Source organism: Bradyrhizobium sp. Leo78 (assembly GCF_059512425.1).
Genome location: NZ_JCAMOT010000006.1, coordinates 134,694 through 161,605 on the forward strand (window position 1 = coordinate 134,694; position 26,912 = coordinate 161,605).

A 26,912-nucleotide genomic window follows, 5' to 3' on the forward strand; every position below is an offset into this window, starting at 1 on the left:
GATCGAGAGCGGTTTCCCTCATTTAGCGGGAAATGCGCGCGAATGCGCAAAAGCGGCGAATAGCGCCGCGCCGGATCCGCCGACAACGCGTCGGCGATCGGGTGTTGCCACGGCAAGGGCTCGCCGGCGAGGCCGCTGAACATCGTGTCTTTTGGAAGGCCAGGGGGCGCGATCTGTGGCCTGATCAGCTCGGGCTCGCTTGCTTTCTTTAGACACCCGTCCGCAAACCTTTCAATAAATCCAATAGCGCAGATGGAGCACCTCGATGCCCAAGATCACGACGACAGACGGCGTAAAAATCTTCTACAAGGATTGGGGATCGGGTCAGCCGATCGTTTTCAGCCATGGTTGGCCGCTGACAGCGGACGACTGGGATTCCCAGATGACGTTCTTCCTTCATCACGGGTATCGGGTGATCGCTCATGACCGGCGCGGCCACGGCCGGTCCGACCAGCCCGGTACCGGCAACGACATGAACCATTGGGTTGCCGACCTCGCGGCTTTGACTGAGCATCTCAACCTGCGCGACGCGATCCACATCGGCCACTCCACAGGCGGCGGTGAGGTGGCTCGCTATGTCGCTCGGCACCAGGATCGCGTCGCGAAGGCGGCGCTGGTCGCTTCACTGACGCCGAACATGTACCGGAGCAAGGACAACCCGTCCGGTCAACCGCCGGAGTGGTTCGAAGCGATTCGGGCAGGCGTGCTGGGCAACCGGTCGGAGTTTTACCGTTTCGTCCCTGAGAATCCGTTCTACGGCTACAACCTTAATGGGGCGAAGCCTTCCGAGGCGGTCATCGCGAACTGGTGGCGCCAAGGCATGAGCGGCGGCGCCCTGGCTCACTACGCAACCGTCGACTCCTGGCTCGAAGATTATACTGAAGACCTCAAGAAGATCATCGTGCCGGTGCTGGTGATGCATGGCGAGGCTGATCAGGTCGTCCCGTTCGCAAGTTCAGTGCCGCGTGCGGTCGATTTGCTTAAGAACGGGTCGCTGAAGACTTATGCCGGCTATCCCCATGGCATGCTCACCACGCATGCAGATGTCCTCAACCCCGACCTACTCGCGTTCATCAGGTCTTGACCCGGCATCTCTCCTCCGTCAATCGCCTTCCCGCACGAAGGAGATGCCGTTTCTAAGGCGGCATCTCCTTCCAGTTCACGACACGGTATGCGACTGCCGCTTTTGGCCCAACTCGGACCTCTGGTGGGGTCAGCTATCGCACCGCTATCAGGGGTACAGCGGACCTCAAAGCACCTTGATCTGCGGCGCGGGGATTATGAGTACACGTCCTGGTGTCTCGCGCACCGATGCAGTTCGGGCTGCTTCATGATTCAAACCGCCTGATCCAGCGCAGTGGCCTTGTCGCCAGACCATTGCCAGCGGCCCCCGCCGGCGCGCTTGGCGGCGTAGAGCGCGCGGTCGACCTGCTCCAGCAACGATGCCGTGCCGACCGCGGACTCCGAGGCAAGCTCGGTCACCAGGATGCCGGCGCTGGCGCCGATCCGCGCCGGCTCCTGTGCGACAAAGAACGGCAGCGACAGCGCCTCGACCACCCGCTTGGCGAGCGCCACGGCCGCATCCTTCCCCGCCGGCCCCTCTTCCACCGGACGCAGCAGCATGAATTCATCGCCGCCAAAGCGGGCAACGGTGCCCTGCGGTCCGATGCACTGGGTCAATCGTTCGGCGACCTGGCGGAGCAGCGCGTCTCCGGCGTGATGGCCGAGGCGGTCATTCACCGATTTGAAACCATCAAGATCGATGGCGATGATGGCGATGCGCCCCGCCGCCTTCTGCAGCGCCGAGAGAAACGCGACACGATTCGGTAATCCGGTGAGGAAATCATGATGGGCCTGGCGCGCCAGCGCCTGCTGGGCCTCCAGCCGCTCGATGAAGGCCTTGCTGAGATGGCGGGAGGCCTCGCGCAGCGTGATCCAGAACAGGAACAGCATGCAGGAGCCGAGCTTGTAGGCGAGCTCCGGCCGCAGCAGGCCCGCCACGATGGTCGGCGCGAACAGCACGGCCGATGCCGACAGCACGATCCACGGACGCACCGCCGCGCGCGACACCATGCCGACGCAGAAGGACATCGACAGTCCGAAGCTGATCCACGCCCCGGCCGCATCGCCGAGCCGGAGCGCGCGGTATGACAGTAAGCCGAGCCCCACCGAGAACGCCACCGCGCCGATGCCGTAGATGTGCTCCCAGCGCAGCACGTCCGCGTCGGAAAAATTCGTCGATCGCAGCTTATAGAGATGCAGGCTGTACAGCCGGGCGCCAGCGGTGATCAGAATGAGACAGGAAATCAAGGCATAGCCGATATCGCCGCTGACCAGGGCAAGCGCGATCGCACCGGTGCCCGATGTCACGGTGATCGCCATGACTTGCGGCATCGACGTGTACAGTAATTTGATCAGTTCGCGGCGAATGCCTGGCTGCACGGCGCTGGACAAGGCTGTCAGTCTCATGGACCGGCACCATGCCGTGGAGTTGCTAAGAAACGGTGAGGCGGCTGAGTCCGGTCATTGCCTGCTTCATGACAGGCGTAAGGGACCATCAAGGCGGCGGTAGCCGCAGCAGGAGCTCCGTTCTGGAACGCCGTCATTCCGGGGCGCGCAAAGCGCGAACCCGGAATCCATCGGGCCGCATACGCAGGCGGAGAAATGGATTCCGGGCTCGATGCTTCGCATCGCCCCGGAATGACAGCGAGCTTTGTGCGGGGCTACCTCACCACATCGTCTGGCGGGCGCGTTCGGGCCATTCGCGGTCGTAGGTTTCGCCGCCGACCTTGTCCTCGCTCATGCCGGCGAGGATCTGGCCCGGAGTCGGCAACGTCCTGGGATCGACGCGCTTGTCGGGATTCCAGAGGTCGGCGCGGACGATCGCGCGGGCGCACTGGAAGTAGATCTCGTCGACGGTCATGACGATGACGGAGCGCGGCGCCTTGCCTTCCATCTTGAAGGAGGCAAGCAAATCGGGATCGATGGAGAGATGGGCACTGCCGTTGACGCGCAGCGTGGTGCCGGAGCCGGGGATCAGGAACAAGAGCGCGACGCGCGGGTCGCGGACGATGTTGCGGAGCGAATCGACGCGGTTGTTGCCGCGGCGGTCTGGCATCATCAGCGTCTTCTCGTCATGGATGCGGACGAAGCCGGGCAGGTCGCCGCGCGGCGAGCAATCGATGCCTTCGGGACCGACGGTGGCGAGCGCCGCGAACGGCGACGTCTCGATCAGGATGCGATAGGGCGGCGTGACGCGATCGGCGACCTTGACGGTGGAAGCATCGTTGGGGAAGCCGTAGATCGCCTCCAATTGCTCGATCGTCGCGATATTTGTCATCGGCTTCCCTTGTTTACTCGTCCCAGCGGCTGCCCTTGATGATCCGCGCGAGCTGGCCCGCGTGATAGTCGGCGGTGCCGACATTGACGATGGTGAAGTCGGGAGCGGCCGTCGTCTCATCGACGGTGCGGCCGAGCCGATGCTCGATCCGTCCGTCGCTCACGCGTCCGCGCATTGCGAGCCGTTCGGCCAGCACGTTCGGCGGCGCGGTGATCTGGACCACGACGACGTTGGCGTAGGCGCGGCGGGCTACCGATATCACCGTGCGCGAGACGTTGGCGATCACGGTGCGGCCGGCGCGCAGATCCTCGTCGACCGCGCGCGGCAGCGCATAGCTGTGGCCATGTGCCTCCCAATGCATGGCATAGTCGCCGCGCGCGACTGCCTCGGCAAACGCGTCCGCGCTGACCTCCTCATTGTCCTCGGAGGCCGAGGAGGCGCGCGTGATCACGCGGCGCGCGAAGACGGCATTGCCGTCTTCGGCACAGGCCGCCTTGGCGAGCCCGAGCAGCGTATCCTTGCCGGCGCCGCTCGGGCCGACCACCAGCACCAGGCGGCCGGGGCCGATGGCTATGGGTGTGTCGATTGCGATTGCCTGTGCTTCCGTCATGCGACCCGCTCCCCTTCCCGCCAGACACTGCGCACCACCGGGAGGTCGCGCGCGATGTGCACGCGGATCAGGTCGGCGCGCTTGCCGACCGCGATCTCGCCGCGGTCCGTGAGCCCCACCGCCTCGGCCGCCGTCTTCGTCACCGCGCGCACCGCGGAGGCGAGATCGATCGCCGGGACATGCCGCGGCAATTGCAGCGCCGCCATCAACAGGCTCGAAGGAATGTAGTCGGACGACAGGATGTCGAGCAACCCCTCGCGGGCGAGATCGACGGCGGCGATATTGCCGGAATGCGAGCCGCCGCGCACCACGTTGGGTGCGCCCATCAGGATGTCGATGCCGGCCGCGTGCAGGCCGCAGGCGGCTTCCATCGTGGTCGGGAATTCCGCGACCGAGACGCGGTCGCGCACGGCGTCGACGACGTTCTCCTCGGTGGTGTCGTCGTGGCTCGCGAGCGGGATGTTGTATTCATGCGCGAGCGCGACGATGGCGCGCATGTTGGTGGCGGCATAGGCCTTTTGGTTGGCGAAACGCCGGGCGAAGAGCTCGTCGAGCTGGGCATCGGTCATGCCGCCGCCCTTGCCGCGATAGTAGTCGCGCAGCTTCACTTCGTCACGGAACTGGCGCTGGCCGGGGGTGTGGTCCATCAACGACATCAGGCGGACGTCGGGCCGGTCAATCAGCTCTTTCGCCTCGGCCACCACGTCGGGCATCGGGATTTCGCAGCGCAGGTGCAGGAAGTGATCGGCACGGAGCAGATTGCCCTCGCGGGCCGCCGAGATCGCCGCCGCCAAAATGCCGGCACGGCCATCGACGTCCTCTGCACCGTCCTCGCGCCAGACCCGGAGCGAGTCGAGGACAGTGGTGATGCCCGAGGTCGCAAGCTGCGCGTCATAGGAGATGACGGAGGCGATCGGGTCCCAGAACACTTTCGGGCGCGGCACGTAATGAGCTTCGAGGTGATCGGTGTGCAGCTCGATCATGCCCGGCATGATGAGATCGCCGCCGGCATCCTCGCTGCCGTCGGGGGCGCTCCCCTCACCGAATTCGGCAATGCGGCCATCGGCGAGCGCGACCCAACCGCGCTCGATGACGCGATCGGCCAGCACAAGGCGCGCATTGCCGATGATGGTCTCTCTTGCGGTCATCTCACCCCTCTCATGCCGCCGCAGCGAATGACGTGACATCCACGATTCGGTCTGCAATCAGATGACGGATTTCATCGTCATGCACGATCGCGACCATTGCGACGCCGCGGCGTTTCTTCTCGCCGATCAGTTCTACCACCACGGCGCGGTTGGCCGCATCGAGCGAGGCCGTCGGCTCGTCCAGCAGCAGGATCGGCAGATCGGACACGAAGCCGCGGGCGATGTTGACGCGTTGCTGCTCGCCGCCGGAGAACGTCGAGGGCGGCAGCCGCCACAGCCGCTCGGGGATGTTGAGACGGCGGAGCAGCGCGGCGGCCTTGTCGCGCGCCTCGGCACGCGGCGTGCCGCCAGCGACCAGCGGCTCGGCGACGACATCGATGGTCGCGACCCGCGGCACCGCGCGCAGGAACTGGCTGACATAACCGACGGTGGCGCGGCGCACGCTCAGGACCTGCCGCGGCTCGGCGCTGGCAAGATCGATCACCTTGCCCTGGTGGCGGATGCCGATCCGCCCGGCATCGCAACGATAGTTGCCGAAGATCATCTTCAGGATCGACGACTTGCCGGCCCCTGACGGCCCGGACAGCACGACGCATTCGCCCGGTTCGACATGGAACGAGACGTTGCTCACGACAGGCAGTTCGACCCCGCCCTGCAGATGCATGGTGAAGGTCTTTGCCGCATTGGAGATTTCGATCATCGCAGTCATCGGCGTCCTTATGGCGGCAGGATCGAGGAAACGAGCAGCTGGGTGTAGGGCTCGCGTGGATCATCGAGCACCTGGTCGGTCAGGCCGGTCTCGATGACGCGGCCGCCCTTCATCACCATCACCCGGTGTGACAAGAGGCGCGCCACCGCGAGGTCGTGGGTGACGACGATGGCGGCGAGGTTGAGCTCGCTGACGAGATTGCGCATGAGGTCGAGCAGGCGGGCCTGCACGGAGACGTCGAGCCCACCGGTCGGCTCATCCATGAACACCAGCCGCGGCGCAGTGACAAGGTTGCGCGCGATCTGCAGGCGCTGCCGCATGCCGCCGGAATAGGTCTTCGGCGCATCGTCGATGCGGCCGATGTCGATCTCGACGCGCTCGAGCCATGTCGTTGCGGTGTCGCGGATGCGGCCATAGTGATTCCAGCCGATCGCCATCAGCCGCTCGCCGACATTGGCGCCGGCGGAGACCGCCATGCGCAGGCCCTGTGCGGGATCCTGGTGCACATAGCCCCAATCGGTGCGGAACAGGAAGCGCCGCTCGGCTTCGCCGAGCGAAGCAAGATCACGCAGCACGCCATCGCGCATGCGATAGGACACGCTGCCCGCGCTCGGCGCAAGCTGCGCCGACAATAGTTGCAGCAAGGTCGACTTGCCCGAGCCGGACTCGCCGACGATCGCCAGCACCTCGCCGGGATGGAGCGAGAACGACACGTCGCGGCAGGCGGCAAGCCGCCCGTAATTCTTCGACAGGCCGTCCGCAATCAAGAGCGGCTGATCGTCGTCGGGCGTGGTCACCGGCTCAGACATGCGCCCTCTCCTTGTGCGGCGCTGCGCTCTGGTGGCCGCGATGGCCTTCGGCCTGGCGCTGCTCGCAATAGTCGGTATCGGAGCAGACGAACATCCGCCCGCCCTTGTCGTCGGTGACGATCTCGTCGAGATAGGAATTCTCCGCGCCGCAGAGCGCGCACGGCGCGTCGAAGCGGTAAGGCTTGAACGGATGGTCCTCGAAATCGAGGGAGACCACCGTCGTGTAAGGCGGGATCGCATAGATGCGCTTCTCGCGGCCGGCGCCGAACAATTGCAGCGCCGCGCAATTGTCCATCTTCGGATTGTCGAATTTCGGCGTCGGCGACGGGTCCATTACATAGCGCGCGTTCACCTTCACCGGATAGGCATAGGCCGTGGCGATATGGCCGAAGCGGGCGATGTCCTCGTACAGCTTGACGTGCATCAAGCCGTATTCGGCGAGCGCATGCATGCGCCGCGTCTCGGTCTCGCGCGGCTCGAGAAAGCGCAGCGGCTCGGGGATCGGCACCTGATAGACCAGCACCTGCCCCTCATGCAGCGACGCCTCTGGGATGCGGTGGCGAGTCTGGATTACGGTAGCTTCCGTGGTCGACGTCGTAGTCGCGACGCCCGCGGTCTTGCCGAAGAATTTCCGGATCGAGATCGCATTCGTCGTATCGTCCGAGCCCTGGTCGATCACCTTCAAGACGTCATCGGGGCCGAGGATCGCGGCGGTCACCTGCACGCCGCCGGTGCCCCAGCCATAGGGCATCGGCATCTCGCGGCTCGCGAACGGCACCTGGTAGCCGGGGATCGCGATCGCCTTCAGGATCGCGCGGCGGATCATCCGCTTGGTCTGCTCGTCGAGATAGGCGAAATTGTACGACGGCGTGTTCATTCGGCGGCCTCCTGCAGCGGCTCCGATGCGTTGGCCTCAGTGAATTCTGTGCGCAGCCTGCGCAGCAGGCCGAGCTCGGACTGGAAGTCGACATAATGCGGCAGCTTGAGATGCTCGACGAAGCCGGTCGCCTGCACATTGTCGGAATGCGACATCACGAATTCCTCGTCCTGCGCCGGCGCCCTCACCTCCTCGCCGAGCTCGCGCGCGCGCAGTGCACGATCGACCAGCGCCATCGACATGGTCTTGCGCTCGCTCTGGCCGAAGGCGAGCCCGTAGCCGCGGGTGAAGCACGGCGCTTCCGTCGCCGAGCCCTTGAACTGATTGACCATCTGGCACTCGGTGAGTTCGATTCTCCCGAGCGGAACGGCAAAACCCGCATCCTCGGCGAAGAATTCGACATCAACCTCGCCGAAGCGGATCTCGCCGGCGAAGGGATGGTTGCGGCCGTAGCCGCGCTGGGTGGAGTAGCCGAGCGCGAGCAGGAAACCTTCGTCGGCGCGGGCGAGATTCTGCAGCCGCAGATCGCGGTCGGCGGGGAAGCTGAGCGGCTCGCGCGTGAGATCGCCGATCGGCGCGTCCGCTTCTGCTTGCGGCGACGCTTCGATCAGACCATCGTGAGCGAGGATGTCGGTGACGCGCGGCGTCTCGGCGGACGATGTTTCGCCGGTCGCAGGCGCCTCCGGCACAAAACCCTCGGCAAGCTGCGGGTCGAGCAGGCGATGGGTATAGTCGAAGGTGGGGCCGAGGATCTGGCCGCCGGGAATGTCCTTGAAGGTCGCGGAGATGCGGCGGCGGATCTGCATGTTGCCGGTATCGACCGGCTCGGTGGCGCCGAAGCGCGGCAGCGTGGCGCGGAAGGCGCGAACCAGGAAGATCGCCTCGATCAGGTCGCCGCGCGCCTGCTTGATCGCGAGCGCGGCGAGCTCGCGATCATAGAGCGAGCCTTCCGCCATGACGCGATCGACGCCGAGCGCAAGCTGTTCGGAGATCTGCGCAAGCGTAAGCTCCGGCACCTCCCGGTCGCCGCGCCGTTCATGCGCGAGCAGGCGATGGGCGTTCTCGATGGCGCGTTCGCCGCCCTTGACCGCAACGTACATCGTCAGTCCTTCCCATAAGCGAGCCGCGTGGTGCGCGGGATCGCAACAATCTCATCACCCGCGACCAGCACGACGTCGATGCCGCGCGGGAACAGCGTGGCGTTGACGGCGAGTTGATCGAACAGATCGTGCGGCTCGATGGTCGCTGTCAGCACGGTGGAGCCGTCGATGCCCGGGCCGCGCAGTTCGTAGGCCGCGCCGTGCGACAGGCTGCCAATCTGCAGGATCAGCGTGGTCGAACGATCGGGATATTCGCCGCTGCCGAGCGCGAAACGATCGAGCGCGGGGAGATTCTCGGGATCGCCGATCAGCGCAAAGCTTGCAATCGCGGGATCGCCGGTGATGGGCGCCCCGGTGTGGAACTTGAGCCATTTGGCGACTTCGGGGGGCGACATCGCGCCATCGAGCCAGACCGGCGTATCGTGATCGAACAGCGTCAGCGCGATCGCGGCCGCGCCGTGCATCACGCCATCAGGCGCGCCGGCCGACGCCGCGATTCGCTCGACCTTCCCCGGACGCGCCATCGCGTTCATTACGGAACGGAATGTTGCCTGCGCCGACAAGACCTTGTCGGAGAAGCCCGGCGGCAGTTCGGCAATCGCCGTCATGTCTTCAGCCCTCACCGCGCACCATCGTATAGAAATCAACCCGCGTCGCCGCCGTCTCCGCGGCCACCCGGTCTCGCTTGGCGATCATGGCCGTGCGCAGCGGCGCGATCACCTCCTGCTCAACCGCATCGGCAAAATCGTCCGATTGCGCCATGGCGTCGCACAACGCGATCAGCCGTGCCTTCTCATGGTCGCGTCCGAGCGTGTAGCCGAAACCGACCTGGCCGGTCGAAAGCAGCACCGCCGCGCGCGAGACGGTCGCCTCGCCAATATTGAAGGGCGCGCCATCGCCGCCGACCCGGCCGCGCACCATGACGAGGCCGTTTTCCGGCTCGCGCAGGGTCTTGTGAGCGGGCAGCGCCATCTCGCTGAGCCGGGCCGAAATGTCGGCAGCGTCCGACTGGGCGAGCACCGCCATTCCCGCCCGGCGCTGCGCCCGCCTGCTGTCTTGCTCGGTCTTCGTCATCTCGCGGAACCTTGCCTGACTGAAGTTGTCTATGATACTAGACAACTTGATAAGCAAACGCCATGACTGTTTCATGACAGGGGCATGATTTTCGACAGGACTGGGTTTCCGATATGAGTGTGCAGGACACCGCCTCATCGGGCGTCGCGCTGTGGCGCTTGGTCGCCGACGGCATCGAGCGCGGCATCGCCGAGGGCCGCTTTGCCGCCGGCGAGAAGCTGCCGGGCGAGATGGAGATCGCGGAGACCTACCGCGTGAACCGGCACACGGTGCGGCGCGCCTTGGCGGCGCTCGCCGAGCGCGGACTGGTGCGCGCCGAACGCGGCAGCGGCACTTATGTCGAGGTGCAGAAAATCGCCTATCCGCTGCGCTCGCGCACGCGTTTCTCGGAGATCGTCGGCGCCGGCGGCCGCGAGCCACGCGGGCAATTGATCGATGCCTCGGAAGACGTGGCGAGCCGGGAATTGGCGCGGGAACTCGGACTGAAGGTCGGCGCGCCACTGGTCCGGATCGAGTCGCTGCGGTTCGCCGACCGCGCGCCGATCTGCGTCTCCACCTCCTGGCTTTCGGCCGAGCGCTTTCCGGGCGCGGGAGAGGTGTTCGCCAGCGTCCGCTCGATGACGAAACTGCTCGAACATTTCGGCATCCGCGACTATCGCCGCACCTCGACGCGGATCACCGCCGGCATCGTCGACGCTACCGACGCCGCGCGGCTCGACCTGGCGCTCGGCCGCCCGATCCTGGTGGTCGACTCGACCGACGTCGATCTGGACGACAAGCCGCTGGTGACAAAGCGCTCGCGTTTTGCGGCGGAGCGCGTGGAGTTCTTGGTGGAGAACGGGTAATCCAGTTCTTCCCTCTCCCCGCTCTTCGCGGGGGCGAGACGAGCAAAGCTCACTCTGCGAGGGTTAGGGTGAGGGGCTGCTTCTGCAAATTCGATAGGCGAGAGTGCGCGGAGAGGCCGCTCACCCGGCGCTTCGCGCCGACCTCTCCCCGCAAGAGCGGGGCGAGGTGACTCCTACGCCAGCGCGCGCTGGCCGATGATGGCGAAGCGGAGTTTGGTCGAGATCCAGTCGATCACGGCGACCGCGATCAGGATCATCAGTATCAGGAACGACACCTTCTGCCATTCCAGCACGCGGATTTGTTCGGCGAGCTGCAGCCCGATGCCGCCGGCACCGACGATGCCGATGATGGTGGCCGAACGCGTGTTCGATTCGATGAAATAGAGCACCTGACCCGCGATCACGGGCAGGACCTGCGGGATCAGGCCGAAGCGGATCTCGTGCAGCACGCCGCCGCCGGAAGCTCTGATACCCTCGACCTGCTTCTTGTCGGCGCCTTCAATGGCCTCGGAGAACAATTTGCCGAAGGCGCCGAAATCCGACACCGCGATGGCGAGCACGCCGGCGAACGGGCCGAGACCGACGACATTGATCCACACCAAGGCCCAGATCAGCGTGTCGACGCCGCGGATCGTATCCAGGAAACGTCGCACCGGGAAACGGAAGATGGCGGAGGGCACGATGTTGCGCGCGGCGAGCAGGCTGACCGGCAGCGCCATGAACGCGGCCAGCGTCGTGCCGAGCAGCGCAATCGACAGCGTCTCGCCGAGCGCGGAGAGATAGGTCGGCAGCGACGAGCCGGGATCGGGCGGGATCATCATCAGCGTGATCCAGCCGAGCTCACGCAGCCCGCTCACCAGCTTGGTCGGCGAGAAGTCGAGATCGAACAGGCCGAAGGCGAAGACCGCTGATGCCGCCAGCAGCATCAAGGGCGTGGCGAGGCGCGCCGAGACCGGGCGGTCGAAAACGTCAGGGTATTTCGTCCGCAGCGCCTGCGAATCCGGCTTCGGCAACTGGCTCATGCCCGCCCCTCCTTGCCGAACAGTTTTGCGCGCAGCCAGCCGGTGGTGATGTCGATCACGAACACGGTCAGGACGATGGTGACCAGGATGGCGCTGACGTCGGAATAATAGAATTTGCGAATCGCGACCACGAGCTCCTGCCCGATGCCGCCGGCGCCGACAAAGCCCATCACGGACGCTTCGCGCACATTGATCTCGAAGCGCAGCAGCGCATAGCTGGCATAGCCCGCCGAGACCTGCGGCAGCACGGCGAACCGCATGCAGGACAGCCAGCTCGCGCCGGTCGAGCGGATGCCCTCCACCGGCTTCATGTCGGCATTCTCGACGATCTCGGAGAACAATTTGCCGAGCGCGCCGGTGGAGTGCACGGCGATCGCCAGCACGCCCGCCATCGGCCCGAGCCCGAACGCGATCACGAACACCAGCGCGAACACGATGGCGGGCACGGTACGCGCAAATTCGAGCAGGCGGCGGACAACAAAGCGCAGCCAGGGCCCGGGCGAGGTGTTCTGTGCGGCGAAAAAGTTCAGCGCAAAGGCAAAGACGGCGCCGGTCAGCGTGCCGACATAGCTGATCAAGATGGTCTCGGCGAGCAGCTTCAGCCAATTCTTCCAGCCCCAGAACCATTCGCCGAAATCGGTCCAGACCCGCTGGCCGTTATCGAGCGTGAGGATGCGGTCGAAATAGGAGACGAAGTTGCCGAAATAGGTGAAGAGCGTGCGCAGGTTCACCTCGGCGCCGATGCCGGCAACGGTCAGCGCCGCGATGAACACCGCCGCCGCCAAGGCCATCTTCAACCGCTTGCGCGCGACTGCCTTGCGATAGGCATCGTTCAGCGCGGCGAGCTGCTGGGCGGGAAGGATGGATACGGCGGTGGCCATCTGCTCTGCTTGGGATCTGCTGCTTGTCCTCAACGGAACAGGCCGGGTCGCGATCGATCCGGCCTGCGTATTCGCGTCGATCGATCAGGAGGCCTTCTTCTTGCGCAGGGCGTCGACGAACTTGATCAGCTCGATCGTGCCGTCCCAATCCTTGGTGGTCGCGGGATGGAAGCCCTTCTTCTGGCCGTCGGAGAGCTTGTCGAACGCCGCCTTGTCCTTCGTCGGCACGTCGAAGAAGGCCTTGGCGATCGCGGCCTTGAGATCGTCGGGAAGGTCGGAGTTGTAGGCATAGGGTCCGTTGATGATCTCGGCCGACTTATGGACGATGCGGAAATCATCCTTCTTCATCGGCGAGCCGTCGGCGTTCTTCAGCATGCCCTTGTGCAGCATCTGGGCGAGCGTGGAGTCATCGTCGCTGGTCCACTGGTTGGCGGCAACATCAACCGTGCCCTGCGCCAGCGCGAGCATCGCGTTCTCGTGGCTGCCGGTGAAGACAACCTTGCTGAAATAGGCTTCGGCGTCCGGAATGCCCTTCTTGTTGAGCTCGAAGCGCGGCACGTTGTTGCCGGAGGTCGAGTTCGGATCGACGAGGCCGAGGTTCTTGCCCTTCACGTCCTCGATGGTCTTGTAGGGGCTGCTCGCCTTGACGAAGAACATCGAGTAGTAGCCGGTGGAGCCGTCGGCGTTGATGTCGTTGGCGAAGGCGTCGGTCTTGACGCCGGTCAGCCGCGCGCGGGCGAAGGAGGCCGAACCGTAGCTGGCGATCTGGATATTGCCGGAGCGCTGGCCTTCGATCACCGCAGCATAGTCGTTGGCGATGCGCAGCGTGACCTTCACGCCGAGTTCCTTGGAGAGATAGTTGACGAACGGCGTCCAGCGCTCGGTGACACCGGACGCGTTTTCAGCCGGCACGACCGCGAAGGTCAGCTCCGGATATTTGGCCTTCCAGTCCTGCGCCGACGCGGACGCGGTGAGCGCGAGCGCGGCAGCGCCGGCGAGAACGATGCGACGAGTGATCATGGTTTACCCCTGCTGTTATGGTAGCGCCTGGATCACGATCCGAGACGCAACGGGATCGTGATCTCATCTCTTGTTTGAACACGACCGGTTTCCACTTTTCCGGACCATGCTCTAAAGGCCGACTGCACCTGCAGCGGCTTTCCCTGCATAAGGTTACGGCGTTCAGGCCGCGGCTGCGGTGCCGAGCGCCGGAGCTGTTGCGGCACCGGGCGCGGGCATTGGCGCCCCGCCGATGACATCATTGGCCTCGAGATCGTAGAGCTCGCGGGCGATGTGATCGGTCAGCGTCGACGGCTGGCCATCGAACACCACGCGGCCCGCCGCCATGCCGATCAGGCGGTCGCAATAGCTGCGCGCCAGATCGAGCGAATGCAGGTTGCAGAGCACCGTGATGCCGAAATGCTTGTTGATGCGCAGCAGCGCATCCATCACGATCTTGGTATTGCGCGGATCGAGCGAGGCGATCGGCTCGTCGGCGAGGATGATATCGGGCTCCTGCACCAGCGCGCGAGCGATGGCCACGCGCTGCTGCTGGCCGCCGGAGAGCTGGTCGGCGCGCTGGGCGGCGAACTGCGCGATGTCGAACTGCTCGAGCGCCGACATCGCCAGCGCCCTGTCCTGCTCGGGCCAAAGCTGGGTCAACGAGCGCCAGGCCGGCATTTCGGCAAGGCGGCCCATCAGCACATTGGTCAGCACATCGAGCCGGCCGACCAGATTGAACTGCTGAAAGATCATCGCCGAACGCGCGCGCCACTGCCGCAGCGCCTTGCCGCGCAGCGCGGTGACATCGACACCTTCGAACAGGATGCGGCCTTCGGTCGGATCGGCGAGACGGTTGACCATCCGCAACAAGGTCGACTTGCCGGCGCCCGAGCGACCGATCACGCCGACGAAACTACCGGGCTGGACCGAGAACGAAGCATTGTCGACCGCGGCTTTTGTGCCGAAACGGCACGTCAAACCTTCAACCACCAGCATGCAGTGCTCCGAACCCGTCACGTCGCGTAACGGCTAACGCCGCTGAATTACAGTTGTGTGACAAACGCGCTGCAGTGCGGCGATCCTCCACACCGCCGGCGATGTCACGCATCTGTCACGCTACTGTTATGAAGCGCATCGAAGACGTGCGCTCCCCCACAACAATTCGACGAGGCGAAGAAGAAGATGGCCGGCAAGATGCTTTCCGTTGTACCAACGGTCGATCCCACCGCCGCGGTGCGCGATAGCCAGCTTGGGGCCTATACCGAGGTCGGAGCGCGCAGCATCCTGCTCGACGTCACGATGGGTGACTATTCATATGTCGTGAACGACGCGCAGCTCACTTACACCACGATCGGCAAATTCTGCTCGATCGCGGCAATGACCCGGATCAATCCGGGCAATCATCCGATGCATCGTCCGTCGCAGGCGCATTTCACCTATCGCGCCAGCGCATACTTCCCAGGCGAACATGACGAGGCCGAATTCTTCGCATGGCGCCGAGAGCACCGCGTGCATATCGGCCATGACGTCTGGATTGGACATGGCGCGATCATCCTGCCCGGACGCTCGATTGGAACCGGCGCGGTGGTCGCGGCTGGCGCGATCGTGACCAAGGATGTTCCCGCCTACGCCATCGTCGCCGGCAATCCGGCGCGGCCGCTCCGCAAGCGGTTTTCCGATGGCATCATCAGCCGCCTTGCGGCGCTCGCCTGGTGGGACTGGGATCACGAAATGTTGCGCCAGGCGCTGCCGGATTTTCGCAAGCTGGTTGTCGAAGACTTCCTCGCCAAGTATGAAGCGCTGAACGCGCCAACAACCCGCCGGAGTGCCATCACGTGACTGACATTGTTATCGAAGGTGGCAAGGCGCTCGTTGAAGGCGAACTCGTCGAAACACGGCTGCGGACCGCGGGCCGCGACATCGCAGCCCTCGGCGAAGAGGGAGACGGCCGCAGCGCGCTCGGCATTGATGCACGGGATCTCCTGGTGCTGCCCGGCATCGTTGACCTGCATGGCGACGCCTTCGAGCGGCAGATGATGCCGCGCGCTGGAGTCGATTTCCCGATCGACGTGGCGCTCGCCGACAGTGACCGGCAGGCGATCTCAAACGGAATCACGACGGTGTTCCACGCCACCACATGGTCGTGGGAGCCGGGCCTGCGCAGCGCCGAGAATGCGCGGAGACTGCTGGAGGCAATCGAGCAGATGCGCCCGCAGCTTGCCGCCGACACGCGCTTCCATCTGCGCCACGAGACCTACAATCTCGACGCCGAACCGGAGATCATTGACTGGCTCGCGGAGGGCCGCGTCGACTTGTTCGCGTTCAACGACCACATGGACGGGACGATCGGGGACCTGGCAAGGCCGCGCAAGCGCAACCGGATGGTGGAGCGCACCGGCCTTTCGCCTGAAGACTTCGACAAGCTGGTCACGCACGTGGTGTCGCGCGCGAACGATGTACCTGCCTCGATCGCACGTCTCGCCAGTGCGGCGCGCTCGGCCGATGTCCGCATGCTCTCGCATGACGACAACAGCCCCGAGATGCGCAAGTGTTTTCGCGACCAGGGCGTCGGCATCGCCGAATTCCCTGTCAACGAAGAGACCGCGCGCGAGGCGGCGGCAGCCGGCGATCATATCGTGTACGGCGCGCCGAATGTCGTGCGCGGCGGCAGTCATACCGGCTGGACCAAGGCGTCCGACATGATCGCGAAGGGCCTCTGCTCGGTGCTGGCCTCGGACTATTACTATCCGGCACAATTGCTCGCAGCCTTCCGGCTTGCCGCTGACGGCATTCTGCCGCTGGAAAAGGCGTGGGACCTGATCTCGGGAGCACCGGCACGTGCTGCCGGACTCGACGACCGTGGCGTGCTCGCCGAAGGTCGCCGCGCCGACATGATCATCGTCGATGACAAGGTGCCGCTGCGGCCGCGCATTGTCGCGGTGATATCGGCGGGACGTCTCGTGCATCTGGCAGACGCCAGCCGGCTCACCTATTCCACAGCGCCGCGCATGGCGGTTGCTGCCGCCTGACGCTCCCAGGTCTTACGACGATGGCCAACTATCCGCGTTACGCTCTCTACTACGCGCCGGCACCAGGCAGTGCGCTCGATCGCTTCGGCGCCAAGATGCTCGGCTACGATGTCTATGGTGGCAGCGACCTGTCCTTTCCCGATGGCGTGCCGCCGGACTGGCGCGAGATCACGCAGGACCCGCGCAAATACGGCTTTCACGCCACGCTGAAGGCGCCGATGGCGCTGGCGGAGGGCAAGAGCGAAGCCGATCTGCTTGGGGCATGCGAGGCTTTCGCCGATACGCCGCGGCCAATTCCCGTTATCGAACCCATCATCGATTCGATTAGCGGCTTCATCGCGATGATCCCGGGAAAGCCGTCGACGGAGTTGCAGCAGCTTGCGGCCGACGTGACGCGCGACTTCGATTCATTCCGCGCGCCGCTGACGCCGACCGATCGCGCACGGCGAAATCCCGAGCGCTTGACGCCGCGACAGGTCGAGTATCTCGACCGCTGGGGCTATCCTTACGTGATGGAAGAATTCCGCTTCCACATGACGCTGACCGGGCGATTGGAAGCCGAGCGGCGTGAGATCGCGGTGCCGATGCTGCGGGAACGCTTTGCCTCTGTGCGGCTCGCAACGCTCGCGATCGACCGGCTCGCATTGTTCCGCCAGGATGATGCAGCATCGCGCTTCCGCATCATCGCGCATTGGCCGCTGCGAGCACTCTAACTCGTCGTCGCCCGTATTGTGCCTCCGCTTGCTCGGGCCGGCCTCTCCCCTTGTGGGAGAGGCCGGAGCGCATGCAGCGAAGCGGAATGCGATCCGGGTGAGGGGTGCCGGTCTCTCGAGGGACTTGCGCTGTCGGATGGACCTGAACCCCTCACCCGGAATTCAAGCTACGCTTGAATTCCGACCTCTCTCACAAGGGGAGAGGTGGAGTTTGCCGCCCGGACCTCGCACCACAACCCACATCGGTGGTTATGGGTCCCGGCGTTCGCCGGGACGACGTGGAGAGAGCGTCCCAAGCGAAGGGTGGGCACGCTGCGCTTTGCCCACCCTACCGTTCTTCGCTTACTCGTCCGTTTCTTCCGGCCTTGTGCGGGCGATGATTTCGGCGGCGCCCTTGTCGAGCAGGTCCAATCCGACGGCGCGGCCGAGTTCGCGGGGGCGGTCGGCGAGGCCGGTGCGCGAGGCCTCGATGAAGCGGTCGCCGGTTTCATCCAGCACCGAGGCGCGCAGAATCATCTCGCTGCCGGCAAGCGTGGCATGGCCGGCGATCGGCGAATTGCAGTGACCGTTCAGGATCCACAGCACCTCGCGCTCGGCTTCGGCCGCAAGGCGCGATTGCGCGTCTTCGATCTTGGCAAGACGGGCGCGGGTCGCGAAATCGTTTGCCGCGCATTCGACGGCGACGATGCCCTGCCCGACCGCGGGCAGCATCTCGTCGACCGGGAAGTCATAGGCGATGCGCGATGCACGCCCGATGCGCTCGAGCCCAGAGCGCGCCATCACCAGCGCATCGGCCGGGCCGACCTCGCCGCCATCAGGCAGGCGCTGCTTGTCGCCACGGTCGAGCTTGGCAATCCGGGTGTCAGCGGCGCCGCGGAAATGGATCACGCTTGCTTCAGGAAACAGCCTGCGCAAATAGGCCGCGCGGCGCACCGCGTTGGTGCCGATCTTGAAACCCTTGCCGCGGCTGGCGCGAAAGCTTTCCAGCGAAAGGCCGGGACGCAGCACCAGGCTGTCGGTGGCGGCGTCGCGCGGCAGGGTCGCGCCGATCACGAGGCCCGGCGTCTCCTCATTGCCTGGCACATCCTTCAGCGAATGCATCGCGGCCTGCAACTCGCCCGCACGCATCGCCTCGCGGATCTCGGCGACGAAGGCGCCGCCCTTGCCGCCATGACGCAGCAACTTGCTGGTCTGGTCCTGATCGCCGCGGGTCTCGAACCTGACGATCTCGACGGTCAGGTCGGAAGCCGACGCACGTAACAGGCGCGCAACCTCCTCGGTCTGCGCCATCGCCATGGCCGTCTTGCGCGTGCCGATGCGTAAGGTCTGTCCCGCCACAATGTCTCCGTTCGAGCCGTCGATAAAGCCGAGGGATTAGAGCAAAAGCCCAATCAAAACAACGGTTTTCGCGGTAGATTCCAGGAGGGAATGGGCAGGTGGAGGGAGGCGCGTCAATCCAGGTCGCTCACGATCTGAACGCCAGCCGCCGCCATTGCCGCATGCGCGGCCGCAAGCGAGCCGGAAAGATCGATTGCCCGGCAGCCGGATTCCACGACCACGGTCTCGAAGCCGAGGCGGCGTGCATCCAGCGCGGAATAATGGACGCAATAGTCGGTGGCAAGTCCGGCCATGAAGATCCGCTTCAGTCCGCGCTCGCGCAAATAGCCGGCGAGGCCGGTCGGCGTGGTGCGGTCGTTCTCGTGGAACGCGGAATAGGAATCGATCGCGGAGCGAAAGCCTTTTCGAATCACAAGCTCCGCTCTGTCGGTCGAAAGCTGCGGATGGAACGCGGCGCCCGTCGTCCCCTGCACGCAATGGTCCGGCCATAGCGTCTGCGGACCATAGGGCATGGTGATGGTTTCGAACGGCGCGGAGCTCTGGTGCGAGGTCGCAAAGGAGCTGTGGCCGCGCGGATGCCAATCCTGCGTCAGCACCACATGATCGAACCGCTCGGAGAGCCGGTTGACGACGGGGACCACCGCATCGCCATCGGCAACAGCCAGCGCGCCACCGGGGCAGAAATCATTCTGCACGTCGATGATGAGAAGCAGGTCGTCGGGGTGAATTCGCATGGGCGGCTCGGCTGTATCTGTTCGGACAGCTTAGCCCAAAACACGCAACCCCGCAGCAGACAAGCTCATGTCCCGATGCGCAGCGAGGCACGCTGCTTGCGCAGGCAGGCGATCACGGATAGCGCGGTGATGCGGCCGGTCCGCGGGTTTTCCGAGGGGATGTTCTCGATCGTCATCGAGAACCGCGCCGAATCGGAATCCACCTCGATGCGGTGGGTGTTGCGCGTCACCGTCGGGTCGGCCCAGATTTCCACCCGGGTGCGGTCGGGGCCGATGCCGGCGAGCGAGAGCGCCACCGCGACGTTCAGGTTGGCCGGAAAGCCCTTTGCCGCCTCGCGCGCGGTTCCTTCGAATATCTGCAGCGGCTCGGCGAGCCCTTCAACGCTGATGTCGTTCTCGACCAGATAAGGCGCGCCGGCGAGCCCCAGCGGCGGCTTCCGCGTCACCAGCCGGACCGAATGGATGGTGCCCTCCGCAGCGGCAGTCACGGCGTCGAGCCCGATCAAGGCGCCGGTCGGCACCACGATCTGGCCGCTGTTCTTCCGCGCCAGCGCGATCAGGTCCTCGTTCTGGAGCAGCGCGCCGACGCTGAGCACGACCGCAGTCTTGCCGCGCTCGACCACTGGCGCCACGATCGACCGCACCAGCTTGCTCGGCGCGCATTCGATCACGATATCGGCGGCGCTGGCGAGTTCCTCGATCGGCAGGATTTTCGGCGGCGCCTTCAATTCGCCGAGCCAAGCCTGATGCTTGGCGACGTTCTGCGCCGAGACCGCGCTGAGCACCAATCCGTCGATGCCCCGATCCAGTTCCCTCACCACGCTCGCGCCGATCGCACCGAGGCCTGCAACGGCTACGCGCGCTGCGGGTCGCGTGCTGTTCGAATCCACCATTCGACTGCTCCAAGGACAGATGTCTGTCCTGTCCCGCACAAGCTGGCAGGTGTCAATCGCCGATTCGAAAGATCAGGCGAGCTTCGGATAGGTCGCCTTGTCGAAGAAGCTTGCGCCGGCAACATATTTGCGGCCCGGCGACATATCAGGCTTTTCCTCGCCCTCCCCGCCGCACTCGAAGGTCAGTTCGAGCTGCACGCCGCTGGGGTCATAGACGAACAACTGCCAGAGCGTGGTGCCGGGCACGATGAATTCGCGCCAGTCGAGCCCTGCCGCCTTGAAGCGCGAGACGAATGAGCGATAGCCGGAGCAGGACAGCGAGACATGGTCGATCGCCGCCGTTCCCGCCGGCGCCTTGCCTTCGGGACCGAGCGCGGGACCGCCGGCATAGATGTGCATGATCGCGAGCCCGCCGGGCTGCGGGCAGCCGAGCCAGGCGCCGGGATAGCCGAAGTCAGGCCGCGGGAATTCGCGAAGCCCGATGATCTCGGTGTAGAACTTCCGCGTTGCCGCCAAATTCTCGGTCTTGATGGCGATGTGATAGAGGCCGTGCACCGTTGCGATCGGCAACGTCGGTTCGGTTGCGGTCATGATGTAGATCTCCTCAAATCCTTGGCCGATCATTCCACGGCGTGATGACGTTTCTTCACCTCGCCCCGCTTGCGGGGAGAGGTCGAAATTCAAGCTCCGCTTGAATTTCGGGTGAGGGGGAGCCTCCGCGAGTCCGTCTCTCGCCGTATTCGCGGAGAGCGCCCCTCACCCCGACCCTCGCCCCGCTTGCGGGGAGAGGGAGAAGTCCGACGTCGCAATAGAGCGACTTCAACTTGTTCAGGAACGGTGCTTCGTTCTTGTGCAGGGTTCCAGCGACGGGATCGGCGCCTGCCAGCATCGTGTCGGTGGCGGCAAGCGAGAACTCCATCACGAAACGCATGCGGTCCTTGCGCAGGACCTCGAACTCGGTGAGCCAGCTTGCGACATCGCGGCTTCCGGCCCTGTAGCGCTGCGTGATCAGCGCGGCGGCATTGGCGGCGTCCTCCAGCGCCTGGGTCGCGCCCTGCCCCAATGTCGGCACCATGCCGTGGGCGGAATCGCCGAGATAGAGCACGTTGCAATCGGCGGCGCGGTAGAGCACCTCATGCTCCTGCATCCGCGCCCAATGGGTGTCGGCGACATTGTTGCAGACGGTGTCGATCAGCCAGCGCGCCTGGTTGCTCGGCGGCGCGGCGCGTGGCGTGTAGGCGGCGCGCAGAATCTCCGGCGTCTTCTGGCTCTCGGAAATCTGCGCCTCTGTGGCGATCGGGAAAGTGCCGGCGACATAGATGTGGTCCGGCGGCACGCGGAACGACAACAGACGGTTGGGCCCGTTGAACCATTGTTCGTAATCGTCGATCAGGCCGTGCGACGTATCCGGCACCAGCACGCGGAAGATAGCCACTCCCGTTGGCGTGATACGCGGCTCGCCGGAGATCACGCGGCGTACCTCCGAGTAGCGGCCATCGCCGGCAATCAGGAGATCGATGTTGTCGAGCCGATGCGCCTTGCCGTCCTGCGTCCAACTGACAAGAGTCTTGCGCGGATCGACGCTGTCATGGCCGACCTCGACGATCTCGCAGCCATAGGAAACCGTGTCCCCTGCGGCCTCGCGCAGCACGCGATAAAGCTCCGACCAGCGGATGCGCCAGCCCGGTCCGTCCGCCACCTCCCGCAGCGGCAGGTCGAACAGCACAGTGCCGTCGGTGAGCGAAATCCGCCAATTTTTCCAGAGAAAGCCCGCCGCGGTGATGCGCTCAGCCAGCTCCGGATCGGTCAGCTTCATCGCCTTGACGGCGTTCGGCCCGACATTGAGCCCGGTGCCCGCCTCGGAATGATCGTCGCGCGCGACCCGCTCGAGGCAGGTCACCTCCGCGCCGTCCAACAGCGCGAGCCTGCGCGCCATCACGCATCCCGCGACGCCTGCGCCGATGATGACAATGCGCATCAGGCCAAACCTTCCTCTTGCGAAGCAATGACGGCAATCAGGCCGCCGCCATCAGGGCCCTGATGCTCGGCGCCGCCGGAGACGAAGATCCGGCCATCGCCGATCACGCCGGCAACGAGGCCGGCGACCGCGCCGCGGATGTGGCGCTGGGCGTTGATATCGGTGTCGTCGAGCATGGTGTGCCTATTGCCGCGAATCCTTCCGCCCCGGTCGGGCTCGCATTTGACGAGCACAGTCGCGATCCGTGCCGCGTCCGCGGCGGAGACTTGCGGATTGGCGGCAATGCCGAGATCGGCGAGCACGTCGACGATAGCGCCGATGTCGAGCGCGTCCGCCATCGGACGGTGCGATATCTGCAGCGGACCCCTCCAGAGCGGGCTGTTGCCGAGCACCACGACCTCATTGCTTTCGACCTCGACGCCGGAGGAAATGCTGGCGCGCGGCGACTGGATCGAGAAGTCGCTGAGCAGCGACGCGTCGGTGAAGGCGGATGGCGCCAGTTCGTCGAGCGCGACGGCGACGCCGAATGCGCCGGCGGCACGGGCAAAAGCCATCGACCTGTTGGGATCGCTGGTGAGCGGGGTCTTGCCGGCTGCGATCGCGGCCGCGGCGCGGGCGACCGTGACGCAGGGGCACTTCACCTGCACGAAGTGGACATCCTGCAATCGCTCGATCCCGGCATTTTCAATCGCGGCGCGCACGGCATCGGCGACGCTGTCGACATGGGCGCGGCGGCCGACATCATCTGCCGGGACCGGATCGCTGAACGCGGTGCCGATCGCGAGCGACGGTCCGGCCTCTGGCGCCGGTTCGGCCTCGCTGATGCAGAAGACGCTATAATGCGGGCTCATCACGCCTTCGGTGCCGCCCGAGAGCACGCAGGGGATTTCACGGATCAACTGCTCGTCGGGCCTGTTCAGATATTTCGACAGCAGCGCCATCAAGGTCTGGGTGAAGTAGCCACGGGTGAAATCGTTGACGCCGCCATTGCCCTCGGTCTTGCCGATGATGGCGACGACGTCGGCCGCGCGGACGGTGCCGCCTGCGATCAAGCGATCCAGCTCGGACAGGTCGCCGGGATGCGCCATCGAGAGCCGGAAAACCCGCGCCGTCCTCATGGCTCGCTCGCCTTGATCAGCTCAAAAATCCGGCTCGGGCTCAAGGGAATCTCCAGCAGCTCGATGTTCTTCTCCTTGAGCTGCAGCGCATCCTCGATCGCCTGCGCAAACAGCGGGCCGACGGGAATCGCGCCGGCTTCGCCGGCACCTTTGATGCCCATAGGATTAAGCGGCGACGGCGTTACGGTGTGGCCGAGTTCCATGCGCGGCACGTCGAGCGCGGTCGGCAACAGATAGTCGGCGAGCGAGGCGTTGAGTAACTGGCCCTGGTCGTCGAACACCAGCTTTTCGTAGAAGGCGTTGCCGATGCCCTGCGCGACGCCGCCATGGATCTGCCCTTCCAGGATCAGAGGGTTGATCACCGTGCCGCAGTCATGGACCACAACGTATTTCAGGATCTTGAGGTCGAACGTCTCCGGATCCACCTCGACGATCATGGCATGCACGCCATTGGCGGTCGCGCCGCTCGGCGGCCCGAAATATTGCGTCGATTCCAATCCCGGCTCGGTGCCGGGCTTCACCGCGCCACGCATCGGGTTGGCGCGCCGCGCAAGTTCGCCGAGGCTCAAGAATTTTTCGGGAATGCCGACGATCGAGATCTTGCCATCGGCAAGCACCAGATCCTCCTCGGCGCATTCGAAGGCGTCGCTGGCGAGCTTCAGCGCCTTCTGCCGCACCGCGCGCGAGGCTTCGTTGACGGCATTGCCGGCCACAACGGCGCCGCGGCTGGCAAAGGTGCCGGCGCCCCAATAGAACTGGTCGGTGTCGCCGGTGACGATTTCGACATCGGTGACGTCGACGCCGAGCTGGTCGGCGGCGATCTGGGCAAAACTGGTGAAATGCCCCTGCCCCTGCGTGCCGATGCCGGTCGCGACGCTGACCTTGCCATTGGCCTGCACCTGCACTTTCGCGCCCTCATAGGGCCCGATGCCGGTGCCCTCGACGTAGCAGGCGACGCCGATACCGACGTGACGGCCTTGCGCGCGCAGCTTCTCTTGCTCCTGCTTGAACTCGGCATAGCCGATCGCCTGCAGCGTCTGGTCGAGCACCGGCTCGTAGTTGCCGCTGTCATATTCGAGCTGGGAAAAGTCCTGGTAGATGATCCCGTTCTTGTAAGGGAACGCGTCGGCCGGAATGAGATTGCGCCGTCGGATCTCGGCGGGATCGATGTTCAGCTCGTGCGCGGCAAGATCGAGCAGCCGCTCCATCACGAACACGCCATGCTGCCGTCCCGCGCCGCGATAGGGCGTCACGATCGGCAGATTGGTGAAGACGGCGGTGAAGGTCGAATCGTAGGACGGCACTACGTACGGCCCGAGCAAGGTGCACTGGCTGTTGATCGGCACCGTCAACCCGTAGGGATCATAAGCGCCGCCGTCGTGCAGGAAGACGTCCTGAACGCCGAGGATGCGGCCGTCGCGCGCGACCGCGATCTCGGCATCATGGATCTGGCCGCGCTCATGCGTGGTGGCAAAGAAATGCTCGAGCCGATCCTCGATCCATTTCACCGGGCGGTTGAGCCGCATCGAGATCCAGGGCAGCGCGACCTCTTCCGGATAGAACATCATGATCTTCGGCCCGAAGCCGCCGCCGACGAAGGGTGCGATCACCCGCACCTGCCGCTCGCCGAGGCCGAGCACGGCGGCGAGGCCGTTGCGGACGAACACCGGCGCCTGGGTCGTGTCCCAGATCGTCATATGCTGGCTGCGCGCCTCCCAATGCGCGACGACGCCGCGCGTCTCGATGGTCGAGGCAATGCCGTGCTCGTAGGCGAAGCGGCGCTTGATCACCAGATGAGCTTTCGCAGCCGCGGCGCGATAGTCGCCCTTGCTCTGGTGCACATGCGCGGAGACATTCGAGCCGAGGTCGTCATGCACCAGGGCGGAACCGGGACGCAGCGCAGCTTCAAGGTCAATCACCGCCGGCAGCGGCTCGAGATCGACCTCGATATCGTCGAGCGCATCCTCGGCGATATAGCGGCTTTCGGCCACGACGACGGCCAAGGGCTCGCCGACATGCCGGACCTTGTCCTTCGCGAGCGGCACTTGTGTGCGCAGGTTGAAGATGCTTCCCGGGATCGGCGGCGGCGGCACCAGGAGCGGACCGGGCTGCCAATAGGCCCCGTAATCATCGGCGGTGTAGACCGCCACGACGCCCGGGCGCTGCCGCGCGCGGGAAACATCGATGCGCCTGATGCGCGCGTGCGCGGCAGGGCTGCGCAGGAATGCCGCGTGCAGCATGCCGGGCAGCTCGACATCGTCGATGAACAGCGCCTGCCCGGTGAGGAGCTTGCGATCCTCATTGCGCTTCACGGGGGCGCCGAAAAACCGTGTGGTCATGGCGCGGCCGCCCGCATCGCCTGGGCCGCGGCCATAACGGCGTCAACGATGTGCTGATAACCGGTGCAGCGACAGAGATTGCCGGACAGCGCCTCGCGCACCTCTTCTTCCGACGGCGACGGGTTCTGCTTCAGGAACGCCGTCATCGTCATCAGGATGCCCGGCGTGCAATAACCGCATTGCAGGCCGTGATGCTCATGCATCGCCCTCTGCACCGGACTCAGCTCGCCGCTATCGGAGGCGAGACCTTCGATCGTGGAGAGTTGATGCCCATTGGCCTGCACTGCAAGCATCAGGCAGGAGCGGATCGGCGCCCCATCGAGCAGGACCGTGCAGGCGCCGCAGACGCCATGCTCGCAGCCGACATGGGTGCCCGCCAGCAACAGATCGTGGCGGAGGAAATCGCTCAGCAGCGTCCGCGACTCGACGCTGCGCCGATAGGACGTCCCGTTGACGGAGACGCTGATCTCGTGACGATCAGGCTGCATGGGCCGCCCGCTGGTAGGCCGTACGGATCGCGCGCTGCGCCAGCACGCCGGCGAGATGCCGCTGATAGTCGGCGCTGGCGTGGACATTGCCGGCGGGCTCGATCGTTGCCTGTATGGCGGCAGCGGCCGCCTTGATCGGCTCATCCGCGCAAGCCTGACCGACCAGAGGCGCGGCAGCCTCGCTGGCATCGACCGGCGTCTCGCCGACGCCGCACAGCGCGAGCCGGACCTTGCTGCAGCGGCCTTCCATATCCAGTGTCACGATGACGGCCACGCCGGCGATGGCAAAATCGCCTCGGCGCCGCGCCACTTCCATGAAGCACACGCCGCTGCGCGGCGGCAATGCCGGAAACTCGACATCGACCAGCATCTCGTCGGCGGCAAGGTCCGTGGTGAGCGATCCTTGAAAGAACTCCGAGGCTGCAAGCACCCGCTCGCCGCGGGCCGATTTCAGTCGCATCCGCGCCTCCATCGCCACCGCAATCGCGGGAAGCTCGGACGCCGGATCGGCATGCGAGAGATTGCCCCCGATCGTGCCGCGGTTGCGGATCTGCGGATGCGCAATATGCGGCAGCGCGTCGGCGAACAGCGCACAGCAGCCGAGGAACTCGCTATCCCGTTCGAGCGCGCAATAGCGCGTCAGCGCGCCGACACGAATAGTCGAGCCGTGATCGATGCCGGCCACCTCATCCAGACCGTTGATATCGATCACGACCGCCGGTCGCGCCAAACGGAAGTTCATCGCCGGGACCAGGCTCTGGCCGCCGGCCAGGAACCTCGCCTCATCGCCATGTTCGGCCTTGAGCGAGAGCGCGTGATCCAGCGATGAAGCAGCGATGTATTTGAAGGGAGCAGGCTTCATAAA

At 65.2% G+C, this 26,912-nt stretch carries 28 protein-coding genes; 5 read left to right on the forward strand and 23 right to left on the reverse strand.

Features of this window, described 5'->3' with window-relative positions:
* The first annotated feature begins 265 nt into the window (after positions 1-265).
* Positions 266-1,084 (forward strand): alpha/beta fold hydrolase, encoded by an 819-nt coding sequence (locus AC5ZG1_RS10110; protein ID WP_496132748.1) that lies wholly within the window; start codon positions 266-268, stop codon positions 1,082-1,084.
* 251 nt (positions 1,085-1,335) lie between these two features.
* On the opposite strand, the gene AC5ZG1_RS10115 is transcribed toward AC5ZG1_RS10110, so the two are convergent.
* From AC5ZG1_RS10115 to phnG, 10 genes are all read right to left on the reverse strand, one after another.
* The gene (locus AC5ZG1_RS10115) at positions 1,336-2,469 is read right to left on the reverse strand and encodes a diguanylate cyclase domain-containing protein (protein WP_496132749.1); all 1,134 of its coding nucleotides are present in this window, start codon (positions 2,467-2,469) and stop codon (positions 1,336-1,338) included.
* Between the two features lie 259 nt (positions 2,470-2,728).
* Entirely contained in the window at positions 2,729-3,340 is a 612-nt protein-coding gene (locus tag AC5ZG1_RS10120; RefSeq protein ID WP_456642394.1) for a pyridoxamine 5'-phosphate oxidase family protein, read from the reverse strand.
* A gap of 13 nt (positions 3,341-3,353) precedes the next feature.
* On the reverse strand, positions 3,354-3,950 hold the full coding sequence (gene phnN, locus AC5ZG1_RS10125; protein ID WP_028165313.1) for a phosphonate metabolism protein/1,5-bisphosphokinase (PRPP-forming) PhnN: 597 nt from the start codon (positions 3,948-3,950) through the stop codon (positions 3,354-3,356).
* Positions 3,947-5,098 (reverse strand): alpha-D-ribose 1-methylphosphonate 5-triphosphate diphosphatase, encoded by a 1,152-nt coding sequence (locus tag AC5ZG1_RS10130; RefSeq protein WP_496132750.1) that lies wholly within the window; start codon positions 5,096-5,098, stop codon positions 3,947-3,949. Before AC5ZG1_RS10130 ends, phnN begins: the two co-directional genes overlap by 4 nt.
* A 10-nt stretch (positions 5,099-5,108) precedes the next feature.
* Positions 5,109-5,807, reverse strand: coding sequence for a phosphonate C-P lyase system protein PhnL (phnL, locus tag AC5ZG1_RS10135; RefSeq protein ID WP_496132751.1), 699 nt, complete (start codon positions 5,805-5,807; stop codon positions 5,109-5,111).
* A gap of 8 nt (positions 5,808-5,815) precedes the next feature.
* Positions 5,816-6,616 (reverse strand): phosphonate C-P lyase system protein PhnK, encoded by an 801-nt coding sequence (phnK, locus tag AC5ZG1_RS10140; RefSeq protein ID WP_496132752.1) that lies wholly within the window; start codon positions 6,614-6,616, stop codon positions 5,816-5,818.
* Complete coding sequence (locus AC5ZG1_RS10145; protein ID WP_496132753.1) at positions 6,609-7,493, reverse strand: alpha-D-ribose 1-methylphosphonate 5-phosphate C-P-lyase PhnJ; 885 nt, start codon at positions 7,491-7,493, stop codon at positions 6,609-6,611. The genes phnK and AC5ZG1_RS10145 overlap by 8 nt, the downstream gene beginning before the upstream one ends.
* A complete protein-coding gene (locus tag AC5ZG1_RS10150) occupies positions 7,490-8,593 on the reverse strand; it encodes a carbon-phosphorus lyase complex subunit (RefSeq protein WP_130226177.1) in 1,104 nt (367 codons plus the stop codon). Before AC5ZG1_RS10150 ends, AC5ZG1_RS10145 begins: the two co-directional genes overlap by 4 nt.
* Before the next feature lie 2 nt (positions 8,594-8,595).
* On the reverse strand, positions 8,596-9,201 hold the full coding sequence (gene phnH, locus AC5ZG1_RS10155; protein WP_496132754.1) for a phosphonate C-P lyase system protein PhnH: 606 nt from the start codon (positions 9,199-9,201) through the stop codon (positions 8,596-8,598).
* Between the two features lie 4 nt (positions 9,202-9,205).
* The gene (phnG, locus tag AC5ZG1_RS10160) at positions 9,206-9,667 is read right to left on the reverse strand and encodes a phosphonate C-P lyase system protein PhnG (protein WP_028165306.1); all 462 of its coding nucleotides are present in this window, start codon (positions 9,665-9,667) and stop codon (positions 9,206-9,208) included.
* Positions 9,668-9,780: 113 nt separating this feature from the next.
* Between phnG and phnF the strand changes: the two genes are divergently transcribed.
* Complete coding sequence (gene phnF / locus AC5ZG1_RS10165; RefSeq protein WP_130226179.1) at positions 9,781-10,512, forward strand: phosphonate metabolism transcriptional regulator PhnF; 732 nt, start codon at positions 9,781-9,783, stop codon at positions 10,510-10,512.
* A 173-nt stretch (positions 10,513-10,685) separates the two neighbouring features.
* Here phnF and phnE (AC5ZG1_RS10170) read toward each other — a convergent pair whose 3' ends face one another.
* The 4 genes from phnE (AC5ZG1_RS10170) to phnC all read right to left on the reverse strand — a co-directional run bounded on the left by phnE (AC5ZG1_RS10170) (position 10,686) and on the right by phnC (position 14,413).
* Positions 10,686-11,534 (reverse strand): phosphonate ABC transporter, permease protein PhnE, encoded by an 849-nt coding sequence (gene phnE / locus AC5ZG1_RS10170; protein WP_496132755.1) that lies wholly within the window; start codon positions 11,532-11,534, stop codon positions 10,686-10,688.
* Complete coding sequence (gene phnE, locus AC5ZG1_RS10175) at positions 11,531-12,415, reverse strand: phosphonate ABC transporter, permease protein PhnE (RefSeq protein WP_130226181.1); 885 nt, start codon at positions 12,413-12,415, stop codon at positions 11,531-11,533. Before phnE (AC5ZG1_RS10175) ends, phnE (AC5ZG1_RS10170) begins: the two co-directional genes overlap by 4 nt.
* Before the next feature lie 84 nt (positions 12,416-12,499).
* Positions 12,500-13,435: a phosphonate ABC transporter substrate-binding protein gene (gene phnD / locus AC5ZG1_RS10180; protein WP_456642386.1), complete on the reverse strand. Its 936-nt coding sequence runs from the start codon at positions 13,433-13,435 to the stop codon at positions 12,500-12,502.
* A gap of 162 nt (positions 13,436-13,597) precedes the next feature.
* Entirely contained in the window at positions 13,598-14,413 is an 816-nt protein-coding gene (gene phnC, locus AC5ZG1_RS10185) for a phosphonate ABC transporter ATP-binding protein (protein WP_130226183.1), read from the reverse strand.
* Between the two features lie 186 nt (positions 14,414-14,599).
* On the opposite strand from phnC, the gene AC5ZG1_RS10190 reads away from it, so the two are divergent.
* Genes AC5ZG1_RS10190 through AC5ZG1_RS10200 form a run of 3 tightly spaced genes read left to right on the forward strand, consistent with a single transcriptional unit; the run spans position 14,600 to position 17,159 of the window.
* Positions 14,600-15,256 (forward strand): LbetaH domain-containing protein, encoded by a 657-nt coding sequence (locus tag AC5ZG1_RS10190; RefSeq protein WP_130226184.1) that lies wholly within the window; start codon positions 14,600-14,602, stop codon positions 15,254-15,256.
* Positions 15,253-16,446 (forward strand): alpha-D-ribose 1-methylphosphonate 5-triphosphate diphosphatase, encoded by a 1,194-nt coding sequence (locus AC5ZG1_RS10195; RefSeq protein ID WP_130226185.1) that lies wholly within the window; start codon positions 15,253-15,255, stop codon positions 16,444-16,446. Before AC5ZG1_RS10190 ends, AC5ZG1_RS10195 begins: the two co-directional genes overlap by 4 nt.
* A gap of 20 nt (positions 16,447-16,466) precedes the next feature.
* Positions 16,467-17,159 (forward strand): DUF1045 domain-containing protein, encoded by a 693-nt coding sequence (locus AC5ZG1_RS10200; RefSeq protein ID WP_130226186.1) that lies wholly within the window; start codon positions 16,467-16,469, stop codon positions 17,157-17,159.
* A gap of 342 nt (positions 17,160-17,501) precedes the next feature.
* Here the strand turns inward: AC5ZG1_RS10200 and hemC are convergent, their stop codons facing one another.
* The 9 genes from hemC to AC5ZG1_RS10245 all read right to left on the reverse strand — a co-directional run bounded on the left by hemC (position 17,502) and on the right by AC5ZG1_RS10245 (position 26,909).
* Positions 17,502-18,497 carry a hydroxymethylbilane synthase gene (gene hemC / locus AC5ZG1_RS10205; protein WP_496132756.1) on the reverse strand — a complete coding sequence of 332 codons (996 nt, stop codon included), beginning with the start codon at positions 18,495-18,497 and terminating at the stop codon, positions 17,502-17,504.
* Positions 18,498-18,610: 113 nt separating this feature from the next.
* Complete coding sequence (gene pncA / locus AC5ZG1_RS10210; RefSeq protein WP_130226188.1) at positions 18,611-19,231, reverse strand: bifunctional nicotinamidase/pyrazinamidase; 621 nt, start codon at positions 19,229-19,231, stop codon at positions 18,611-18,613.
* Between the two features lie 65 nt (positions 19,232-19,296).
* Entirely contained in the window at positions 19,297-20,124 is an 828-nt protein-coding gene (locus AC5ZG1_RS10215) for an aspartate dehydrogenase (protein WP_130226189.1), read from the reverse strand.
* Between the two features lie 72 nt (positions 20,125-20,196).
* On the reverse strand, positions 20,197-20,715 hold the full coding sequence (locus AC5ZG1_RS10220) for a VOC family protein (protein WP_051396853.1): 519 nt from the start codon (positions 20,713-20,715) through the stop codon (positions 20,197-20,199).
* A 55-nt stretch (positions 20,716-20,770) separates the two neighbouring features.
* On the reverse strand, positions 20,771-22,102 hold the full coding sequence (locus AC5ZG1_RS10225; RefSeq protein ID WP_496132757.1) for an FAD-dependent oxidoreductase: 1,332 nt from the start codon (positions 22,100-22,102) through the stop codon (positions 20,771-20,773).
* Positions 22,102-23,220: a cyanuric acid amidohydrolase gene (gene atzD, locus AC5ZG1_RS10230; protein ID WP_496132758.1), complete on the reverse strand. Its 1,119-nt coding sequence runs from the start codon at positions 23,218-23,220 to the stop codon at positions 22,102-22,104. Before atzD ends, AC5ZG1_RS10225 begins: the two co-directional genes overlap by 1 nt.
* Complete coding sequence (locus tag AC5ZG1_RS10235; protein ID WP_496132759.1) at positions 23,217-25,559, reverse strand: molybdopterin cofactor-binding domain-containing protein; 2,343 nt, start codon at positions 25,557-25,559, stop codon at positions 23,217-23,219. Before AC5ZG1_RS10235 ends, atzD begins: the two co-directional genes overlap by 4 nt.
* On the reverse strand, positions 25,556-26,047 hold the full coding sequence (locus AC5ZG1_RS10240) for a (2Fe-2S)-binding protein (RefSeq protein ID WP_456645353.1): 492 nt from the start codon (positions 26,045-26,047) through the stop codon (positions 25,556-25,558). The genes AC5ZG1_RS10235 and AC5ZG1_RS10240 overlap by 4 nt, the downstream gene beginning before the upstream one ends.
* Complete coding sequence (locus AC5ZG1_RS10245; RefSeq protein WP_496132760.1) at positions 26,037-26,909, reverse strand: FAD binding domain-containing protein; 873 nt, start codon at positions 26,907-26,909, stop codon at positions 26,037-26,039. Before AC5ZG1_RS10245 ends, AC5ZG1_RS10240 begins: the two co-directional genes overlap by 11 nt.
* Between the last annotated feature and the right edge of the window lie 3 nt (positions 26,910-26,912).

Bases quoted from the DNA above. Each gene is read 5' to 3' on its own strand.
- atzD (WP_496132758.1), bottom strand. From the start codon at position 23,220: ATGAGGACGGCGCGGGTTTTCCGGCTCTCGATGGCGCATCCCGGCGAC.
- AC5ZG1_RS10130 (WP_496132750.1), bottom strand. From the start codon at position 5,098: ATGACCGCAAGAGAGACCATCATCGGCAATGCGCGCCTTGTGCTGGCC.
- phnN (WP_028165313.1), bottom strand. From the start codon at position 3,950: ATGACGGAAGCACAGGCAATCGCAATCGACACACCCATAGCCATCGGC.
- phnG (WP_028165306.1), bottom strand. From the start codon at position 9,667: ATGACGAAGACCGAGCAAGACAGCAGGCGGGCGCAGCGCCGGGCGGGA.
- phnH (WP_496132754.1), bottom strand. From the start codon at position 9,201: ATGACGGCGATTGCCGAACTGCCGCCGGGCTTCTCCGACAAGGTCTTG.
- AC5ZG1_RS10240 (WP_456645353.1), bottom strand. From the start codon at position 26,047: ATGCAGCCTGATCGTCACGAGATCAGCGTCTCCGTCAACGGGACGTCC.
- phnE (WP_496132755.1), bottom strand. From the start codon at position 11,534: ATGAGCCAGTTGCCGAAGCCGGATTCGCAGGCGCTGCGGACGAAATAC.
- AC5ZG1_RS10120 (WP_456642394.1), bottom strand. From the start codon at position 3,340: ATGACAAATATCGCGACGATCGAGCAATTGGAGGCGATCTACGGCTTC.
- phnL (WP_496132751.1), bottom strand. From the start codon at position 5,807: ATGACTGCGATGATCGAAATCTCCAATGCGGCAAAGACCTTCACCATG.
- AC5ZG1_RS10235 (WP_496132759.1), bottom strand. From the start codon at position 25,559: ATGACCACACGGTTTTTCGGCGCCCCCGTGAAGCGCAATGAGGATCGC.
- phnK (WP_496132752.1), bottom strand. From the start codon at position 6,616: ATGTCTGAGCCGGTGACCACGCCCGACGACGATCAGCCGCTCTTGATT.
- phnC (WP_130226183.1), bottom strand. From the start codon at position 14,413: ATGCTGGTGGTTGAAGGTTTGACGTGCCGTTTCGGCACAAAAGCCGCG.
- AC5ZG1_RS10110 (WP_496132748.1), top strand. From the start codon at position 266: ATGCCCAAGATCACGACGACAGACGGCGTAAAAATCTTCTACAAGGAT.
- phnF (WP_130226179.1), top strand. From the start codon at position 9,781: ATGAGTGTGCAGGACACCGCCTCATCGGGCGTCGCGCTGTGGCGCTTG.
- AC5ZG1_RS10225 (WP_496132757.1), bottom strand. From the start codon at position 22,102: ATGCGCATTGTCATCATCGGCGCAGGCGTCGCGGGATGCGTGATGGCG.
- AC5ZG1_RS10150 (WP_130226177.1), bottom strand. From the start codon at position 8,593: ATGTACGTTGCGGTCAAGGGCGGCGAACGCGCCATCGAGAACGCCCAT.
- AC5ZG1_RS10200 (WP_130226186.1), top strand. From the start codon at position 16,467: ATGGCCAACTATCCGCGTTACGCTCTCTACTACGCGCCGGCACCAGGC.
- AC5ZG1_RS10145 (WP_496132753.1), bottom strand. From the start codon at position 7,493: ATGAACACGCCGTCGTACAATTTCGCCTATCTCGACGAGCAGACCAAG.
- AC5ZG1_RS10215 (WP_130226189.1), bottom strand. From the start codon at position 20,124: ATGGTGGATTCGAACAGCACGCGACCCGCAGCGCGCGTAGCCGTTGCA.
- AC5ZG1_RS10190 (WP_130226184.1), top strand. From the start codon at position 14,600: ATGGCCGGCAAGATGCTTTCCGTTGTACCAACGGTCGATCCCACCGCC.
- AC5ZG1_RS10220 (WP_051396853.1), bottom strand. From the start codon at position 20,715: ATGACCGCAACCGAACCGACGTTGCCGATCGCAACGGTGCACGGCCTC.
- pncA (WP_130226188.1), bottom strand. From the start codon at position 19,231: ATGCGAATTCACCCCGACGACCTGCTTCTCATCATCGACGTGCAGAAT.
- AC5ZG1_RS10245 (WP_496132760.1), bottom strand. From the start codon at position 26,909: ATGAAGCCTGCTCCCTTCAAATACATCGCTGCTTCATCGCTGGATCAC.
- phnE (WP_130226181.1), bottom strand. From the start codon at position 12,415: ATGGCCACCGCCGTATCCATCCTTCCCGCCCAGCAGCTCGCCGCGCTG.
- AC5ZG1_RS10115 (WP_496132749.1), bottom strand. From the start codon at position 2,469: ATGAGACTGACAGCCTTGTCCAGCGCCGTGCAGCCAGGCATTCGCCGC.
- phnD (WP_456642386.1), bottom strand. From the start codon at position 13,435: ATGATCACTCGTCGCATCGTTCTCGCCGGCGCTGCCGCGCTCGCGCTC.